This window comes from Nitrospirota bacterium, from assembly GCA_016207905.1.
Taxonomy (GTDB): Bacteria; Nitrospirota; Thermodesulfovibrionia; order Thermodesulfovibrionales; family JdFR-86; genus JACQZC01.
In genome coordinates this window covers 1-16927 of sequence record JACQZC010000037.1, presented here as the reverse complement: position 1 = coordinate 16927, position 16927 = coordinate 1, and the positions used below count along the sequence as shown (strand labels likewise).

At 43.3% G+C, this 16927-nt stretch carries 20 protein-coding genes; 14 read left to right on the top strand and 6 right to left on the bottom strand.

Annotation, left to right across the window (positions count from 1 at the left end; translation table 11 throughout):
- Position 1: 1 nt before the first annotated feature.
- From glmU to HY805_04365, 6 genes are read right to left on the bottom strand one after another with little or no spacing between them, the layout of a single operon-like run.
- The gene (gene glmU, locus HY805_04390) at positions 2-1384 is read right to left on the bottom strand and encodes a bifunctional UDP-N-acetylglucosamine diphosphorylase/glucosamine-1-phosphate N-acetyltransferase GlmU (protein MBI4823456.1); all 1383 of its coding nucleotides are present in this window, start codon (positions 1382-1384) and stop codon (positions 2-4) included.
- Positions 1381-1992: a DUF502 domain-containing protein gene (locus tag HY805_04385; protein MBI4823455.1), complete on the bottom strand. Its 612-nt coding sequence runs from the start codon at positions 1990-1992 to the stop codon at positions 1381-1383. Before HY805_04385 ends, glmU begins: the two co-directional genes overlap by 4 nt.
- Before the next feature lie 40 nt (positions 1993-2032).
- Positions 2033-2788, bottom strand: a complete 756-nt coding sequence (locus tag HY805_04380) for a YebC/PmpR family DNA-binding transcriptional regulator (GenBank protein MBI4823454.1) — start codon at positions 2786-2788, stop codon at positions 2033-2035.
- A 2-nt stretch (positions 2789-2790) separates the two neighbouring features.
- Positions 2791-3447, bottom strand: a complete 657-nt coding sequence (locus HY805_04375; protein ID MBI4823453.1) for a tetratricopeptide repeat protein — start codon at positions 3445-3447, stop codon at positions 2791-2793.
- Positions 3444-4319, bottom strand: a complete 876-nt coding sequence (locus tag HY805_04370) for a formylglycine-generating enzyme family protein (GenBank protein MBI4823452.1) — start codon at positions 4317-4319, stop codon at positions 3444-3446. Before HY805_04370 ends, HY805_04375 begins: the two co-directional genes overlap by 4 nt.
- Positions 4320-5678 carry a sigma-54-dependent Fis family transcriptional regulator gene (locus tag HY805_04365; protein ID MBI4823451.1) on the bottom strand — a complete coding sequence of 453 codons (1359 nt, stop codon included), beginning with the start codon at positions 5676-5678 and terminating at the stop codon, positions 4320-4322.
- Positions 5679-5775: 97 nt separating this feature from the next.
- On the opposite strand from HY805_04365, the gene HY805_04360 reads away from it, so the two are divergent.
- The 14 genes from HY805_04360 (at position 5776) to HY805_04295 (ending at position 16788) form a co-directional block, all read left to right on the top strand.
- Complete coding sequence (locus HY805_04360; protein MBI4823450.1) at positions 5776-6717, top strand: Ppx/GppA family phosphatase; 942 nt, start codon at positions 5776-5778, stop codon at positions 6715-6717.
- Positions 6654-8060 (top strand): sensor domain-containing diguanylate cyclase, encoded by a 1407-nt coding sequence (locus tag HY805_04355; GenBank protein MBI4823449.1) that lies wholly within the window; start codon positions 6654-6656, stop codon positions 8058-8060. Before HY805_04360 ends, HY805_04355 begins: the two co-directional genes overlap by 64 nt.
- A complete protein-coding gene (locus HY805_04350) occupies positions 8057-8797 on the top strand; it encodes a 2-oxoglutarate oxidoreductase (GenBank protein MBI4823448.1) in 741 nt (246 codons plus the stop codon). Before HY805_04355 ends, HY805_04350 begins: the two co-directional genes overlap by 4 nt.
- A 3-nt stretch (positions 8798-8800) precedes the next feature.
- Positions 8801-9334 (top strand): 2-oxoacid:acceptor oxidoreductase family protein, encoded by a 534-nt coding sequence (locus HY805_04345; GenBank protein MBI4823447.1) that lies wholly within the window; start codon positions 8801-8803, stop codon positions 9332-9334.
- Positions 9331-9795 (top strand): N-acetyltransferase, encoded by a 465-nt coding sequence (locus HY805_04340; protein MBI4823446.1) that lies wholly within the window; start codon positions 9331-9333, stop codon positions 9793-9795. Before HY805_04345 ends, HY805_04340 begins: the two co-directional genes overlap by 4 nt.
- Entirely contained in the window at positions 9789-10397 is a 609-nt protein-coding gene (locus HY805_04335; protein ID MBI4823445.1) for a phosphoribosylglycinamide formyltransferase, read from the top strand. The genes HY805_04340 and HY805_04335 overlap by 7 nt, the downstream gene beginning before the upstream one ends.
- A complete protein-coding gene (gene rsmD, locus HY805_04330; protein MBI4823444.1) occupies positions 10394-10942 on the top strand; it encodes a 16S rRNA (guanine(966)-N(2))-methyltransferase RsmD in 549 nt (182 codons plus the stop codon). The genes HY805_04335 and rsmD overlap by 4 nt, the downstream gene beginning before the upstream one ends.
- A complete protein-coding gene (gene coaD / locus HY805_04325; protein ID MBI4823443.1) occupies positions 10939-11418 on the top strand; it encodes a pantetheine-phosphate adenylyltransferase in 480 nt (159 codons plus the stop codon). Before rsmD ends, coaD begins: the two co-directional genes overlap by 4 nt.
- 119 nt (positions 11419-11537) lie before the next feature.
- Entirely contained in the window at positions 11538-14105 is a 2568-nt protein-coding gene (gene nuoG / locus HY805_04320; protein MBI4823442.1) for an NADH-quinone oxidoreductase subunit NuoG, read from the top strand.
- A 75-nt stretch (positions 14106-14180) separates the two neighbouring features.
- Entirely contained in the window at positions 14181-15149 is a 969-nt protein-coding gene (gene nuoH, locus HY805_04315; protein ID MBI4823441.1) for an NADH-quinone oxidoreductase subunit NuoH, read from the top strand.
- 1 nt (position 15150) lies between these two features.
- Positions 15151-15699: an NADH-quinone oxidoreductase subunit NuoI gene (gene nuoI, locus HY805_04310; GenBank protein MBI4823440.1), complete on the top strand. Its 549-nt coding sequence runs from the start codon at positions 15151-15153 to the stop codon at positions 15697-15699.
- Complete coding sequence (locus HY805_04305) at positions 15700-16212, top strand: NADH-quinone oxidoreductase subunit J (protein MBI4823439.1); 513 nt, start codon at positions 15700-15702, stop codon at positions 16210-16212.
- Between the two features lie 7 nt (positions 16213-16219).
- Positions 16220-16522 carry an NADH-quinone oxidoreductase subunit NuoK gene (gene nuoK, locus HY805_04300; protein ID MBI4823438.1) on the top strand — a complete coding sequence of 101 codons (303 nt, stop codon included), beginning with the start codon at positions 16220-16222 and terminating at the stop codon, positions 16520-16522.
- Between the two features lie 2 nt (positions 16523-16524).
- Complete coding sequence (locus tag HY805_04295) at positions 16525-16788, top strand: hypothetical protein (protein ID MBI4823437.1); 264 nt, start codon at positions 16525-16527, stop codon at positions 16786-16788.
- Positions 16789-16927 lie beyond the last annotated feature (139 nt).

Genomic DNA, 16927 nt, shown 5'->3' with positions numbered 1-16927 from the left:
GTCATTCCCCGTTTATCTTGATTTTCCTTTTTACCCAGCCTTTTATGTTTCTCTGTCTGACCCTGCTTATACCGAGGGCATTTGTCGGCACATCAGCGGTAATGGTGGAGCCTGCACCAACATAAGAGCCTTTCTTAAGCCTTACAGGTGCAATGAGCTGGGAGTCGCTTCCCACAAAAACCCCATCCTCTATTATGGTCTTATATTTTTTCCTTCCATCATAGTTACAGGTTATTGTGCCTGCTCCTATGTTTACACCCCTTCCGACAGTTGCATCTCCGATATAGCTTAGATGCATTGCCTTTGTGCCAGTGCCTACGAAGGACTTTTTGACCTCAACGAAATTTCCTATTTTTGCCGACTGACCAATAGAGGTGCCGGGCCTTATGTGGGCAAAAGGCCCGACCTCTGCCTTGCTTCCAACAAATGATTCCTCTATGAGGGTTGAATCCTTTATGATTGCATGGTCTTTTATGATGCTATCTATTATCCTGACATTTGGATAAATTATGCATTTCTTGCCTATTCGGGTTTTGCCCTGTATATAGACATTTGGGTATATCAGAGTTTCCCTGCCTATCATGGCATATGGATGGATAAAAACAGATTCTGCATCGATAAAGCTCACACCCTTTTGGATAAAGCACATGACCTGTCTTTTTCTCAGTATGTCATGTGCCTTTAAAAGCTCCTGCCTTGTGTTAATCCCTATAAACTCATCTCCGTCTACCATGCAATAGACAGATGTCTTGCCTCCTCTTCCTCTTACGACCTCGAGGATGTCCGTGAGGTAATATTCCTTCTTTTTCCTGTTCAATTTGATTTTTCTAAGTAAAGGAAATGCAGTCGAGTCAATGGCATAAAGCCCACTGTTTACCTCGTTTATCTCCTTTTGGGCTTTGGTCAAAGAAGAGGTCTCCCTTATCTTCAATGCCTCTCCATCGGAGCTACGGATAATCCTTCCATAAGAATGCGGTGGCTTCACGACGAACGATGCTACTGAAAGGGTATTTTTATGCCTTTCATGGAGCTTGAGAAATCTTCTAATGGTTTCGGGTCTTATCAACGGCATATCTCCGTTTAAAACAACCACTGTGCCTTTAAAATCCTTAAGCAGGGAGGTTCCTGAAAGAAGCGCATGTGCAGTGCCCAATGGCTTTCTTTGAATTACAAACGAGATGTCTCTGCAATCGACGATAGAGTCTTTGATTAACCTGTGGTTTTTGCCAGCGACAACGACAATCTTTTCGGGTTTAAGCTTTCTTCCTGCATCTACTACATACCGAATGAGAGGTAGCCCATAGAGCTTGTGGATGACCTTTGGCAAAGAGGAGTTCATCCTCTTTCCAAGCCCAGCGGCAAGTATGACGCAGGAGTATCTCAACTCCCTGCCTCTTTTATCTCAGGTGGTGTGGCAATTCCTCCTGAAAGTATTATCTTTATTCCTTCCTCAACAGGTATGTCCGTATGAAAGATATCTTCTTTCCCGACAAGCACTACCTCTCCTAAGTAGAGGTTATTTGTCGGAATATAGACCGCACTCAGTGCCAATTCAGCCTTGCCTTTTTTGATTAAACATTCCTTTGTAAGGAATCCAAAGGCATATGTGCCCTGCCTTGGGTATTCCACTATTACAAATCTCCTGAATGAGCTTTTTCCTGCTTCGGGAGAGAAGGCATTCACTATGTGCTTTACGGATGTATAAATACCTTTAAATATAGGCATCTTTAAGAAAAGCCTCTCAAGAAAACCAATAATCCTTCTACCGATTACATTTGTTGCAACTGCACCTACAATGAATATAAGAGCTATTGCAGAGACAAACCCTATTCCCGGTACATGATACCCAAATGCCTTATCGTAAAGCGGAGACATAATGCTGTCAATGAGATTAAAAAACCAGATGACCAGAAGGATTGTGATTGCGCCTGGTATGGCTACAATCAAGCCAGTAAGGAAGATTTTTTTAAAAAAACCCCGTGCTAAAGCCATTTAATAATTATAAATTTAACTGCACTCATATTTCAAGGATTCAATCCCCATGTTTTAACATGACCTCATCCGGAAAATCAGCATTTGAATAAACATTCTGGACATCATCGTGCTCCTCGAGGCTATCTATAAGCCTGCTTACCTGCTCTCCTGTCTTTTCATCCAGCTGAACATAGCCCTTTGGTAACATTGTTACTTCAGAAAGCGAAACAGTAACCTTTGCCTGTTCTAATGCCGACTTAACCCTCATCGTATCTTCAGGCGCAGTGATTATCTCATAGCTTTCCTCTTTCGGGTCATTCTTCATGTCGAGTGCTCCTGAATCGAGGGCAACTGCCATAAGGGTATCTTCCTCTACTGTCTTTTTGTCAACGAGTATATAGCCCTGTTTTTTAAACATCCATGAGACACAGCCTGCCTCTCCTATGTTTCCGCCTCCCTTTGACATCAAATGCCTCAACTCAGCGACGGTCCTGTTTTTGTTGTCCGTGAAGACCTCTATGAGGATAGCAACCCCGGCTGGGCCATATCCTTCATAAATAGCCTCTTCATAGGAAGCCCCAGGCAGTTCGCCTGTACCTTTCATAATCGCCCTCTTTATGTTTTCGTAAGGCATATTGGCTTCCCTTGCCTTATCCATTGCAGTTCTAAGCCTTGGATTTCCCTCCGGGTCTCCGCCTCCAAGCCTTGCTGAAACAGCAATCTCCTTTACTATCTTTGTGAATACCTTGCCCTTTTTAACATCAGTATGAGCTTTTTTATGCTTAATCTGAGCCCACTTGGAATGTCCAGACACAGTTACCTCTTTTTTATTTTAATTTCCTTAAGCCTGTCATTTGCAATAATTGCTTCTGTTGAGGATGGGAATAGCTCCCTTATTATCTTAAAACCTTTTTCTGCCTCGATGAGGTCTCCAAGGTTGAAATTAGCCTCTGAAAAAAGGAAAAGGAAAAACGGGCTATTAAGCCTGCCGCTTTTAACGAATTCTCTCACCTGAGGCGTGCAGAACTCAAAGAGTTTCTGCCAGAGATAGTTCTTATAGTAAAAACGGGCTATCGTGTCCTCTATTGTAAGCCTTAAAGAAGAGTTAGGATATTTTCTAAGGAACTCCTGATAAATCTCCTCTGCCTCCTGAATCTTAGGTGGGGCGTAGTCATTGAGGTTTATCATTATAAGCCTCAGATAGCTTTCTCCTGCAAGAACAGAATCAGGATATTCGCTGATAATCCTTTTGTATGCAATTTCCATTTTTGGAACCTGTGCCTGTCTGTCCTCCTCGAGGGTCAGCTCTAAGATTTCCTCGAAGACCTCCATGGATTTTTCCTGTTGCACCTCAGGAGATAGTTTTTCTTTTTCGGGAAGAAGCAGTTCTTCGGGTTTCTTTTCTATCTGCATGCCTCTGCATGAAAACAAAAAAAGAGCTATTATCGACAGGGCAAGGAGCTTATGCGTCATCTCTCTACATCCATTACACACCTGAACCCAACTGCATCATCCGTGCTATCAGGCAGACTTGTGTTTCTCATGGCATTCCTAAGCAACATTGCAGAGTTAAACCACGAGCCACCTCTCAGAACCTTTTCTGTGCCATCCTCAGGCCCCCTTGGGTTTCTATAAGGGGACTTCTTATAGTAATTCGGGCTGTACCAGTCAGAGCACCATTCCCACACATTGCCTGCCATATCATAAAGCCCGTATCCATTTGGATGGTAGTTTCCTATTTTTTCGGTTGGCACAGGCACTGCATTATGGAGCCATCTTTTTTCGAATATAACCCCTCCTGTGGGAATCTCATTGCCCCATGGAAACCTTTTTTGGGGAAGTCCTCCTCTTGCTGCCTTTTCCCATTCAGCCTCTGTAGGCAGACGCTTTCCTGCCCACCTGCAATACGCATAAGCCGCATACCAGCTTACGGACATGACAGGGTATCTCTCAAAGCCAGGAAATGCATTGTATGTCTGGGTCTTCTTATCGTAGATAATCTCGGTAGGCCACCATGCGTTTCTTTCTTCTGTATCTAAATCGCTTCTTAAGACAATCCAGTTCCATCTCTGTCCGGCTTTATCCTCGAGGGGCTTTATGGAATTCAGAAACTTTGCAAATTGTTCATTTGTCACCTCAAACTTATCCATATAAAAACTATCTAAGTAAACCGCATGTAGATGAGAGGTCTCTTTCAGGTCCTCATCGTCGCTTCCCATCAGGAACTCTCCTGACTGAATAAAGAGCATCTCTGCCCCGTCCTCTCCGATTATTGCTTTTTCTTCGGCATAAAGACCCGAAGGTAAAAAAACTAACAATGATATAAGAAAAATCACATAGTGCATTTAATCTATACCATAGTCCTTAATCTTCGTAAGAAGGGTTTTGTAGCTAACCTTAAGCATTTCAGCCGCTTTTGTCTTGTTTCCAGAGGAAGCCTCTAATGCCTCTTTTATGCGGGCTGTTTCAGCGGCCCTTATCGCCTCCTTTGCAGTATCTGCCAATGTAGTGTTTTTCTGTCTTTCGGCTGTAACCCTTAACGGATTCAGGGAAATATGCTCATGGGTTATATGAGGGCCATCCGAAAGTATTATAGCACGCTCTATTGTGTTTTCAAGCTCCCGGACATTTCCCTTCCAGTCATAGCTCATAAAGAGGCTCATGGCAGACTCTGAGATACTCTTTATTGGAGTCTTTAGGTCTTTTGAGTATTTCTTCATAAAGTAATCTACGAGCAAGGGAATGTCTTCTTTTCTTTCTCTAAGCGGAGGGATTCTGAGGGGAAAAACACTCAACCTATAATAGAGGTCTTCCCTGAATGCCTTTTCTCTCACAGCAGTTTCGAGGTCTTTATTGCTTGCGGCAACGATTCTCACATCGGTTTTTATGGGCTTTTCGCTTCCTATCCTCTGTATCTCTCCGTCTTCTATTGCCCTGAGAAGCTTTGCCTGAAGCCCAATGTCAAGCTCTCCTATTTCGTCGAGAAATACAGTGCCTTTCTGGCTAAGCTCGAATTTTCCGAGCCTTCTTGTCTCAGCACCTGTAAATGAGCCTTTTTCGTAGCCAAACAGCTCTGATTCGAGAAGACCCGAAGGGATAGCCGCACAATTTATTGGAACAAATGGATAGTCATTCCTCTGGCTCAGAAAATGTATTGCCCTTGCAAAGAGTTCCTTGCCTGTGCCTGACTCGCCTGTTATCAGGACAGTTGCCTTTGTCTGGGAGACCTTCTGTATCATTATGGCAACATCATTTATTATTTTGCTTTTTCCGATTATGGTTGGAAGTCCCAGTCTCGAGGAAAACTCCTCCTTAAGAAGGATATTCTCTGTGGCAAGCCTCTGGCTTTCGATAGCCCTTCTTGCAAGCAAAATGAGATGGTCTATGTCAAAGGGCTTTGTTATAAAGTCAAATGCACCTTCTTTTATTGCCTTTACTGCCGTCTCTATGGAGCCATAGGCAGTCATGATAATAACTGGTGTAAGCGGGCTTTCCTCTCTGACTAAATTAAGTATCTCCATACCGTCTTTTTGTGGGAGCTTAAGGTCAGTAAGGACAAGGTCAACCCTCTCGTCTTTTATGAGTTTTTCTCCTTGCTCTCCGTCCCGGGCAAGAACAACCCTATAGCCTTCTGCCTCCAGTGCCTCCTTAAGCATCTCAGCCATTGATTCCTTGTCCTCTACTATGAGGATAACCTGTTTCAATATTGCTCCTGAATTTTTAATTTATTTATTTTAACACTGTTTTTGGGGGAAATGCATGGCAGTTAACAGCCAACACGCAAATCCGCTATAATAAGCCATGTCTCCTTTGGCATCCATAGATATCGGCTCAAACTCGATAAGGCTCCTTGTAGGAGAAGTAGGAGGAGGACATATCCTTCCCATGAGATATGAGCGTATAGTTACAAGGCTTGCACAGGGTATAGAGGATACTGGCTATTTAAGGCAATCCAATATGAAAAATAGTATCGAGGGATTGAAAGGCTTTTTAGAAATCATAAAGGGGCATGGTGTTAGTCACATAAAGGCAGTAGGGACCTCTGCCCTGAGGGAAGCGAAAAACTCAGGGGATTTCATTGACAGGCTCTTTAACGAAACCGTTTTAAAGGTTGAGGTTATATCAGGCAAAAAGGAGGCAGGGCTTACGGCAAAAGGCGTGCTTTCAGGGATTGACACTAAGAGGACAGCCCTTATAATCGACATTGGAGGTGGCTCTACCGAATGGAGCTTCTATGATGGTCAGAGGGTCTTAATCTCAGGCACTCTGCCAACCGGTGTCGTGAAACTGCTCGAAAAATATATAAAAGAAGACCCGCCCTCATTTAGAGACATGTCTTGTCTGAAAAAAAAGCTAAATGCCGTATCAGAGGCAATCCATAAAAAGGTCAGGAATCACATTAAATCCAACACTGCTTTTATTGAAACAGCCGGAACTGCCACAACCCTTGCAGGAATAGACCTCGGTCTTAAAGTCTATGACAGAAACAAGGTGCATATGCATGAGATACCTGTCGGAAGGCTCATCAGTATGGCATCTGCCCTCGGAAGTCTCCCGATTAAAGAGAGGGCAAAGATAAATGGTCTTGAGCCTGAAAGGGCAGACTTGATTATACCGGGCATACATTTTACAATTAAGATAATGGAAAGATTTGGATTTAAAGAGGTCATCGTCAGCGATTGCGGTCTTTTAGAGGGCACGCTTCTTTTGCTTTCCATGGAGGTAGAGAGATTAGCCTTATAGAGAAATTATTTGGTAAAAAGATAATCTTCCCATTCCTGAATTATCTGAACTATCCCGTTATAATACTGAAAAGAGACGGCAGAATAGCTGATATAAATTCTGCCTTTCTTGAACTTCTGAATGAAAAGAAGGAAATGTTAGTTGGAAAAGATTACCGTAATTTCAAGCATCTTAATGCCCTTCAGAGAAGCATAGACATGTGCATTGCAAAAAATGCCGAGCAGTCCCAGCAGGTCACAATTGGTGAAAAGACATTCAGGGCATCCATACTGCCTGTATCGATGAACGATGAAATGTTTCACATAAGCATTGTCCTGAATGACATATCGCCATCCATTCAGATTGAAAAAACCCTTTTAAGGAGGAATAAAGAGCTTATAGTGACAAATACGCTTTCAACTGCCTTTATATCCTCTGAAAACATTGACATGCTTCACAAAGACCTTCTCGAAAAGGTTCTCCTGATTTCTGATTTTAGTATTGGATGGCTAATGCTGATTGAGGATGGGGAATATTCCCTCAAAGACAATTCGGGTGTTTCCCTTGAATTTCAGAATAAACTGAAGGATGGGCGGGTTAACCACATATACGGTGACATATTAGGAAGCGAAAGCCCTCTTTATATACTTGAGGCTAATGAGATACCCGATGAACTCAAAAAGGAAGGTATAGTATTTCTTTCTGCCATTAAGCTTAAAGTCGGCAAAGAGGCAATAGGCATCCTCGTGCTTGCAAATAGGGCAGATGTAGTATTTGATTTTGACCTCGCATCCCTTTTTTCACTCATAGGGAATAATCTTTCCATGATAGCTGAAAAGGTAAAGCTGTTTAAGAAATTAGAGAGGCTTTCCTCTATCGACTCCTTGACAGAGATTTATAATGCAAGATACTTTTATGATGCCCTTAATTCCGAGATAGTGAGGTCGGAGAGATACCCAACTTCATTTTCGATCGTGCTTTTTGACATCGACAATTTCAAACTGATAAACGACACATACGGGCATCAGGCAGGAGACGATGTCCTTCACTCCCTTGCAGGGATACTAAGGGACACATCGAGGAAATCCGACATAGTGGCAAGATACGGTGGCGAGGAATTCGTTATAATACTTCCAAACACATTGAAAATGGATGCATTCAATCTTGCGACAAGGCTTAAGGATGCAGTTGAAGGAAGCAGTTTCCTTAAACAGTCACTAAGGGTAACATTAAGTGGAGGTATTGCCACATTTCCAGATGATGCAAAAGATGTAAAGTCACTTATTTATGCGGCTGACAAAGCCATGTATGAGGCAAAAGCCGCAGGGAAGAAAACGATTAGATGCCACAAAGTAGAAGAATGAAACAGGTCTTCAAAAAGCCCCTCAGCCTAAGGGATGCGCCTTTCAGGTTCTGTCCTGGCTGTGGACACAGTCTTATTCACAGAGTCATAGCAGAATGTATAGACAAGCTCGGCATAAGAGAAAGTGTAGTTGGCATTGCACCTGTTGGATGTGCAGTATATGCCTATGACTATTTCAATTTCGATGTTCTCGAGGTTGCCCATGGAAGGCCTCCTTCTGCTGCAACAGGACTTAAAAGGACTATGCCTGACAGGATTATTTTTTCCTATCAGGGAGATGGAGACTTAGCGGCAATAGGAACTGCCGAAATTGTGCATGCCGCAGTAAGAGGAGAAAATATAACTGTATTTTTCGTCAATAATGCGACTTATGGAATGACAGGCGGGCAGATGGCTCCAACGACCCTCATAGGACAGAAAACAACCACTACGCCAAAGGGAAGGGAATCAGGCTATCCACTCAAAGTCTCTGAGCTTTTAAGCACAATCGAGGGCGCCTCATTCATAAAGAGAACTGCGGTCGATTGCCTTAAAAATCTAATCGATACAAAAAAGGCAGTTGAAAAGGCATTCAGATACCAGATGGAGGGCAAAGGGTTTTCCCTCATCGAGATACTTTCTCCATGTCCGACTGACTGGTGGATAACTCCAGAGGAGTCTTTAAAATGGCTTCAAAAAGAGATGCTCCCGGTATTTCCCCTTGGCACATTCAAAGATAAATATAAGGATAAAGGATAAGACATGCCGAGCATCTTGATAGCAGGCTCCGGAGGTCAGGGTATATTGTTTTTTGGCAAGCTTATTGCCCAGTCGGCAATGAACGAGGGCAAAAATGTTACATGGTTTCCCTCATATGGTGCCGAGATGCGAGGTGGAACTGCAAACTGCACGGTGCAAGTCTCTGATGAAGTCATAGGCTCGCCAATAGTAAGAAATCCCGATATACTGATTGTGCTGAATAAGGCATCCATGGAGAGATTCGGCTCAAGGGTTAAAAAAAACGGTCTTCTGATTATGGATTCGTCATTGATAAAGGAAACTCCATTAAGGCAGGACATTGGAATCGTAAAAGTCCCTGCATCGGACATAGCAGTGTCCCTTGGAAATGCAATGTCTGCAAACATGGTTCTTTTAGGCGCACTCATTAAAGAGACAGGTATCGTCAATGAGGACTCTGCCATAAATGCACTTGAGGAATTAACATCCTCACGCAGGACAAAAACAATCTCCCTGAATAAATCCGCCATAAAAAAAGGACTTCAATACAACCAATGATTAGAAAGGCAAAAACAGGAGATATAAAGCCCGTTCATAAATTAATCTCCGAGTTCTCCAGCAGGCACGAGATGATACCAAGGTCGCTTAATGAGCTTTATGAGACTGTCAGAGACCTTTTTGTCTTCGAAAAAGACAGAGCTATCAGGGCTGTCTCTGCACTTCATCTCATGTGGGAAGACCTTGCAGAGATAAGGTCACTTGCTGTAAGCAGACCATTTCAGGGAAAAGGCATAGGCAGTGCCCTTATAAAGAGATGCCTTAAGGAGGCAAGGTCTCTGGGCGTAAAAAGGGTGTTTGCCCTGACATACCAGCCTGAGTTCTTTGTAAGATTGGGCTTTAAGCATATAGATAAATCCAGCCTTCCACAGAAGATATGGGGAGACTGTGTGAGGTGTCCCAAGTTTCCCGAATGCGATGAGTCTGCAGTGATATATGAGTTAAAGGAGGTCTCCTGCTAAATTTAGGCGTCTTAGCATCAGGAAGGGGCTCCAACTTTCAGGCAATAATAGATTCCATAGAGGCAAAAACCCTTTCTGCTACAATAAAGGTACTGATAGTTGACACTCCTTCTGCGTATGCCATTGAGAGGGCAAAAAAACATGGCATACCTTATCTATACATAAATCCAAAGGAATTTGGCTCAAAGGATGAGTTCTTCGGGAAAATAAGAGATGAGCTTAAGGCAAGAGCCGTGGACCTCGTAATCCTTGCAGGTTTTATGAGAATCGTAAGAAAGCCCCTTCTTTCCGCCTTTCCTATGAGGATTATGAACATTCATCCTGCCCTTCTTCCATCGTTTCCCGGGCTTCATGGACAGAGACAGGCATTGGACTACGGAGTGAAGGTCTCAGGCTGTACAGTGCATTTCGTTGATGAAGGGATGGACACAGGACCGATAATAATACAGGCATCTGTCCCTGTGATGCCAGATGACACGGAAGAAAGCCTCTCAGAAAGGATACTAAAAGAAGAGCATAAGATATACCCCGAGGCAATCAGATTATATGAAAAGGGAAGGCTCGAGATTAAAGAAAGAAAGGTAAAGATAAAGGGGCTTTGAGGATTTCGGCAGGCACCTTAAAAGGAAGAAGGCTCTTAGCTAAAACCGACCTAAGGCCTACTGCAGGAAAGGTCAGGGAATCTTTATTTAACATACTTGGGGAAAGGATACAAGACTCTATATTTATTGACCTCTATGCAGGAACAGGCGCAGTTGGGATAGAGGCAATGAGTAGAGGCGCCCTGCGTGTGTTTTTTGTCGAGTCAAATAAAAAGGCAGTTGACGCTCTAAAGAAAACCCTCGAGGGCTGTGGCTGTAGGGCAAGGGCAAACATTATTAATAAAAAGGTATCTTCTTTTGTCAAATCCGCCATTAAAGAAGAACTTAAGGCAGATATAATCTTTCTTGACCCTCCTTATTATTCGGAGGAGCTTGAAAACATACTTCCCCTTCTTTCAGAAGGAGACCTCATTGGTAAGGATGCAATTATAATGGCAGAGCATCCCTCGAAGAAAACCCTGCCTGATAAGACCGGGGTATTGACAAAGAAAAAGACATACAGGTATGGTGATACAGCACTTACGCTTTATAAGGTGGTTAAATGAAAAAAATAGCTATTTATCCCGGAACATTTGACCCAATAACAAACGGGCATCTTGACCTTGTGAAAAGATGCTTGAGGATATTTGACGAGGTGATTATAGCAATTGCACCCCACCCTAAAAAGAAGCCCCTTTTTACAGTAGAGGAAAGGGTCGAGCTTATAAGGGAGGCAGTCAGAACCTGTAAAAATGTCAGGGTTGAGGCATTTGACGGTCTCCTCGTTGAATATGTAAGCCTTAAGAAAGGCATTGCAATCATCAGGGGGCTAAGGGCAGTCTCTGACTTTGAATACGAGCTTCAGATGGCACTTATGAACAGAAAGCTCGATTCAAACATAGAGACCGTATTCATGATGCCCTCTGAGGAATACTCATTTCTGACCTCTACGATAGTAAAAGAGGTTGCCTCATTTGGAGGCTCTGTGAAGGGCCTTGTGCCTGAAAATGTAGAGAAGGCGATGAGAAAAAAATTCGACTAAAATTCAGGTGTTATTCCTGCAAAGTCAGCCCTAAAGTTTTAGGTTGACAACTTTATAAAGAGTGGTGTATAAATGAGGGTCAAAATCCCAAGGAGTGAAACTCAGTGGCACTATAATAGATGATTAAAATTACTATTAACGGCAAAGAGATTCAACTTGAGAAACCCATAACCATTCTCGATGCCGCAAAGGCAAACGGAATAAAGATACCCCATTTCTGCCATCATTCCCTGCTTGAGCAATGGGGCGGCTGTAGGATGTGCCTTGTCGAAGTAGAAAGGATGCCAAAGCTTCAGACTGCATGTACACTGTATGTGACTGACGGAATGGTTATAAGGACAGAGTCAGAGACAATATCGAAGGCAAGGAAATCCGTCTTAGAGTTCATCCTAATAAACCATCCTCTCGACTGTCCTGTATGCGATAAGGCAGGAGAGTGTAAGCTACAGGACTATGTTGTGCAGTATGGCGCAACCGCAGGAAGGTTCAGGGAAACAAAGATAAAACACCCCGAGGGTCTTGAAGACCCAATAATCGTAAGAAACCCCGAAAGGTGCATAATGTGCACCCGGTGCGTAAGGATGTGCGATGGTGTTCAGGGAGCCTCTGCCATTGCCATTATAAATCGGGGGAATCACTCTACCATGGAGCCCCTTTCAGGCAAAAGATTTGACTGCGAATACTGTGGAAACTGTCTTACCGTATGTCCTGTTGGCGCCCTTATGTCAAGGCTCCATAGATATTCCTATAGGCCATGGCAGTTGACAGACGAGGTGCAAACCATATGCCCATTCTGCGGGGTTGGATGCTCTTTGATTGTTCAAGTAAGAGACCAGGAGATAAAGAGGGTAGTGCCAAAGGTTGGACTAGGCACAAACAAAGGCATCCTGTGCAATCGCGGAAGATTCGGTTACGAATATGTGAGCCACCATGAAAGGCTCACAAGCCCGCTTATAAAGAAAAACGGACATCATGTGCCTGTCTCATGGGATGAGGCATTGACCATGACCGCAAAAAGGCTTGGGAATATAAAGGATTCTGCTCAAGGCAGCGCTATCTCAGGGATTGCATCAGGAAGGTGCACGAATGAGGAAAACTATGTATTCCAGAAACTCTTAAGAGGTCTTGGAAGTAACAATATAGATTCCACTTCGAGGATGGCACTTGCAGGCAGTAGAAGGCTTATAGAGAGGCTTTTGGGCTCAGGTGTAACTGCAAATGTCATATCCGGCGTTACAAACTCAGATGCCATATTCGTGGCAGGTGGAGACCCGACCCAGATAAACCCTGTGCTCGGTATTCAGGTAAGAGAGGCATTTAGAAAAGGCTCAAAAGTGCTCACAATTGGACATATCCCTGGCTTAAAAAGATACAACACAGTAAACCTTACACCAGTCCCATATACAGAAACCCTCTTGCTATCTGGTATCCTCAGCATTCTCATTAAAGAAAAAGGGCTTCCAGGCAAAAACCCCTTTCTCGAGGCAAAGCTAAAAGATTTTAATGTCTCAATCAATGAGCTGATTAATCAGTGTAAAATTAAAAAAGATTCCCTCGATGCTGTAATAGTTAGTCTAAGCCGTGCGGAATCGCCTGCTATTGTGGTAGGCAGGGATGCCATGCAAAGGAGCACGGATATCTTTATGCTTGCCTCTATCTCCTACCTTACAAATGCAAAGCTCTACCTTATGTCAGAGAGGCCAAATGAAAATGGAACTCTTGACATGGGTTGTCTCCCGGATGCACTTCCAGGCGGAATTCCCATTGAAATGAAAGACCTGAAAAGAAAATGCGAAGATGTCTGGGACATAAAAGTTCCATTGGACAAAGGGCTATCCCTTATGGAGATGATTGAGGCAGTAGACAAGGGCAGTATAAAGGCAATGTATGTTATGGGAGAAAACCCTGCATTTAACCTCCCTGACAGTAGTTATGTTAAAAATGCCTTATCTAAATTAGAATTCCTTGTTGTTCAGGATATTTTTATGTCAGAGACCGCACAGATGGCAGATGTTGTCCTTCCTGCCTTAAGCTGGGCAGAAAAGGATGGCACATATACGAACTTAGAAAGAAGAATTCAGCTCCTCAGAAAAACGGTTCATCGTAATGGAATGGAGGACTGGATGATAATCTCGGAGGTCGGCAAAAGATTGGGATTAAAAATGCCATACAGCTCAGCCGAAAACATTATGAAAGAAATATCAGAGGTCTCTCCGCTTCATGCAGGGCTTTCTTATAAGGACATAGAAAAAGGCTTTAATGTCTGGCCATATAAAGGGAAGCCCGTTGAACCTGAACTGCCTGAGTTAAATATAGAACTGACCTCGCTATACGAAAAATCCAATGGTGACATTTGCCTGATGCTCGAAAAGCCCTTGTTTCATTCAGGCACCTTGACAAGGAAATCCCCTGCACTTCTTAGTATTTATCCAGAGGCAGTCATCAGAGTAAACCCTAAAACTGCATCGAGGTTTAAACTAAAAGATGGTGACATAGCAAAGGTATCGTCTGACAAAGGGGCTATCAAGCTTAAGGTCAAGACAGATAGGTCATTAGATGAAAACATAGTGCTTTTGAGCAATAACTTCGAGGCTAAGGGTGCACTGAGCCTTGTTGGCTATAGCCTTGACCCTATTACCAGAACGCCTCAAATCCAAAAGACTATAGTCTCGATAGAGAAAGGATAAGTAGTGGAAGAGATTTTGAGAGCGATTTTTTCGTTTGGTGTTTCACTGTTTTCAAAGCAAGGCTTAGATGTCCTGATAAATATAGTTTTTATCGTTATTAAAATAGCCATCGTAGTAGGGATTGTAATGGCTCATGTTGCCTATGCCACATATTTTGAAAGAAAAGCTATAGGCCATATGCAGGTAAGATTGGGACCTATGAGGGTTGGCCCTCATGGCATTCTTCAGCCAATAGCGGATTTCGTAAAGCTCTTCTTTAAGGAGGACATAATCCCTGCTCAGGCAGACAAGCCGATATTTTACATTGCACCTGTAATAGCTGTTTTTGCGACCATGTCTTCGCTTGCAGTGATACCCTTTTTTGAGGGTTTTGCAATCGCTAACATCAACATAGGACTTCTTTTTATATTTGCAATGTCCTCCTTAGGAGCATATGGTATAGTGCTTGCAGGCTGGTCATCCAACTCGAAGTATTCCTTCTTAGGCGGGCTAAGGTCATCGGCACAGGTAATAAGCTATGAGATAGCCATGGGGTTAAGCCTCGTCGGCGTTATGATGATGGCAGGCAGTCTTAACCTCTCAGACATAGTAAAGGCTCAGAGCGCATATCCACTTAAGATGTATCTTATCCCTCAGTTTCTGGGTTTCTTTGTTTTCTTGGTTTCCGCAGTGGCTGAGACAAACAGGACCCCATTTGACCTTCCCGAGGCTGAAAGCGAGATTGTTGCAGGCTATTTCGTGGAATACTCAGGCATGAGGTTTGCCTTGTTTTATGCCGCAGAATATATCGGAATGATTATAATGTCCTCGATTGCAACTGTATGCTTTCTTGGAGGCTGGAACGGACCATTTGAGATTCCGTATATTCCGTTTGCATGGTTTGCAGTAAAGGTTTATGTCCTCATATTCTTTTACTACTGGATAAGGGCAACGGTCCCAAGATACAGGTATGACCAGCTTATGGCTATAGGGTGGAAGGTCCTGATACCGCTTGCACTTTTAAATATCGTCATCACAGGCTTTATAAAGGTTATGAGGGGTTGATATGAAATTCAAAGAGATTGTAAAGACAGTATTCTTCACGGAAATCCTTAAGGGCATGGCACTGACATTTAAGTCCATGCTCACACATGCAGTTACAAGACAATACCCTGAGGAGAAAAGGCCTGCTTTTCCAGGCTTTAGGGGACTCCATGCATTCGCTATAGAGCCATCTACTGGAAAAGAAAAATGTATTGCATGTGGTCTCTGTGCCGCAGTATGTCCCTCAAAGTGTATCTACATCTACACAAAAGAAGGCGAGGATGGCAGAAAGGTTCCTGAAAAATACGAGATTGAAATCTTGAGGTGCATTTACTGTGCCTTCTGCGTTGAGGCATGTCCTGTTGGTGCAATTGTCCTCACAGAGCATTTTGAGTATTCGGACTATTCGAAAGAGGCACTCTATATGACAAAGGAAAAGCTGATTTCCAACTGGAATAAATATATGGCAGGCGAAAAGGGCAAGCAGTACTTCGAAAAATTCTGGCATCCCACTCTTAACGATTACAGGGAATACGAGGGCCAGCCTGTATTTAGAAAGAAAGAGGGTTAAATGGCATCACAGGCAATTTTTATCTACCTTGCGATTGCTATAATTGCGCTTTCGGTTACAGTTATAACGAGGAAAAACCCTGTTCATAGCATAGTCTTCATGCTCCTTCTTTTCTTCCATATAGCAGGGCTTTACCTAACCCTGAATGCAGAGTTCCTTGCCGCAATACAGGTAATCGTTTATGCAGGAGCCATACTTGTGCTTTTCCTCTTTGTCGTGCTGATGTTAAACCTCAAAGAGGAGGTAATCGAGCGAAGATACATTGGCTTATGGCCGCTGGGGCTTCTGCTTGCAGTTGCGCTCTTAGGGACAGTGCTGACAACCCTGAAATCCATTTCAACAGGCACTAAAGGAATCTTTAGCCCCGAGCTTCTTAAGAGCGAGACCCCTACGAAGGTATTGGCAGAGGTGCTTTATACAGAGTATCTGTTTCCGTTTGAGATAGCATCCGTGGTGCTTCTTGTGGCAATAGTGGGCGCAATCGTTCTTGCAAAGAAAAGACTTAAATCATGAGGTGTTTATGGTCCCATTAGAATGGTATATATGGCTTTCGACGGTTGTTTTTGGAATAGGGGTCTTTGGCTTTCTCGCAAGAAGAAACATAATAATCATGTTCATATCTATCGAGTTGATGCTGAATGCCGTAAACATGAGCTTGGTCTCATTCGGCACACACCTTCATGACCTCCGTGGCCAGATTCTGAGTTTCTTTGTGATTACGGTTGCCGCTGCAGAGGCCGCAATTGGCCTTGCAATAATCATTGCCTTATTCCGTAATAAGGCAACCGCACATGTGGATGATATGACCGAGATGAAGGGGTAAATATGAAACTTACTAAAAGGCGATGGCCAATGTATCCTGCCTTAATACTCCTGTCTGTTTTTTTGCTTTCATCCATCCCTCTTGAGTTAAACCCAAAAAGCATTGCCATAAACCCCTCTACTGATATTTCAGTAATCCCAAACGAGATGTCTGATTCTGTCTCAGTCATAGACATGAGCACACAGAAAGTCATCTCGACAATTCCTGTTGGCAAAGCTCCAAAAGGAGTCTCCATAGATAAAGCACTTAATTTGGCAGTCATCTGAAATAGCCATGACAACATAGTCTCCCTCATAGACATGAATACCTATCGGGTAATCGCAGTCATACCAGTTGGCAAATCACCTGAAGGCATTGCAATAGATTCACTTACACACAGGGCATTCGTTGCCAATCATAAAGACA

Coding starts and splice junctions, on each gene's coding strand:
- HY805_04385 (MBI4823455.1), bottom strand. CDS start 1,992: ATGGCTTTAGCACGGGGTTTTTTTAAAAAAATCTTCCTTACTGGCTTG.
- HY805_04375 (MBI4823453.1), bottom strand. CDS start 3,447: ATGACGCATAAGCTCCTTGCCCTGTCGATAATAGCTCTTTTTTTGTTT.
- HY805_04370 (MBI4823452.1), bottom strand. CDS start 4,319: ATGCACTATGTGATTTTTCTTATATCATTGTTAGTTTTTTTACCTTCG.
- HY805_04360 (MBI4823450.1), top strand. CDS start 5,776: ATGTCTCCTTTGGCATCCATAGATATCGGCTCAAACTCGATAAGGCTC.
- HY805_04350 (MBI4823448.1), top strand. CDS start 8,057: ATGAAACAGGTCTTCAAAAAGCCCCTCAGCCTAAGGGATGCGCCTTTC.
- HY805_04345 (MBI4823447.1), top strand. CDS start 8,801: ATGCCGAGCATCTTGATAGCAGGCTCCGGAGGTCAGGGTATATTGTTT.
- HY805_04340 (MBI4823446.1), top strand. CDS start 9,331: ATGATTAGAAAGGCAAAAACAGGAGATATAAAGCCCGTTCATAAATTA.
- coaD (MBI4823443.1), top strand. CDS start 10,939: ATGAAAAAAATAGCTATTTATCCCGGAACATTTGACCCAATAACAAAC.
- nuoG (MBI4823442.1), top strand. CDS start 11,538: ATGATTAAAATTACTATTAACGGCAAAGAGATTCAACTTGAGAAACCC.
- nuoI (MBI4823440.1), top strand. CDS start 15,151: ATGAAATTCAAAGAGATTGTAAAGACAGTATTCTTCACGGAAATCCTT.
- HY805_04305 (MBI4823439.1), top strand. CDS start 15,700: ATGGCATCACAGGCAATTTTTATCTACCTTGCGATTGCTATAATTGCG.
- nuoK (MBI4823438.1), top strand. CDS start 16,220: ATGGTCCCATTAGAATGGTATATATGGCTTTCGACGGTTGTTTTTGGA.
- HY805_04295 (MBI4823437.1), top strand. CDS start 16,525: ATGAAACTTACTAAAAGGCGATGGCCAATGTATCCTGCCTTAATACTC.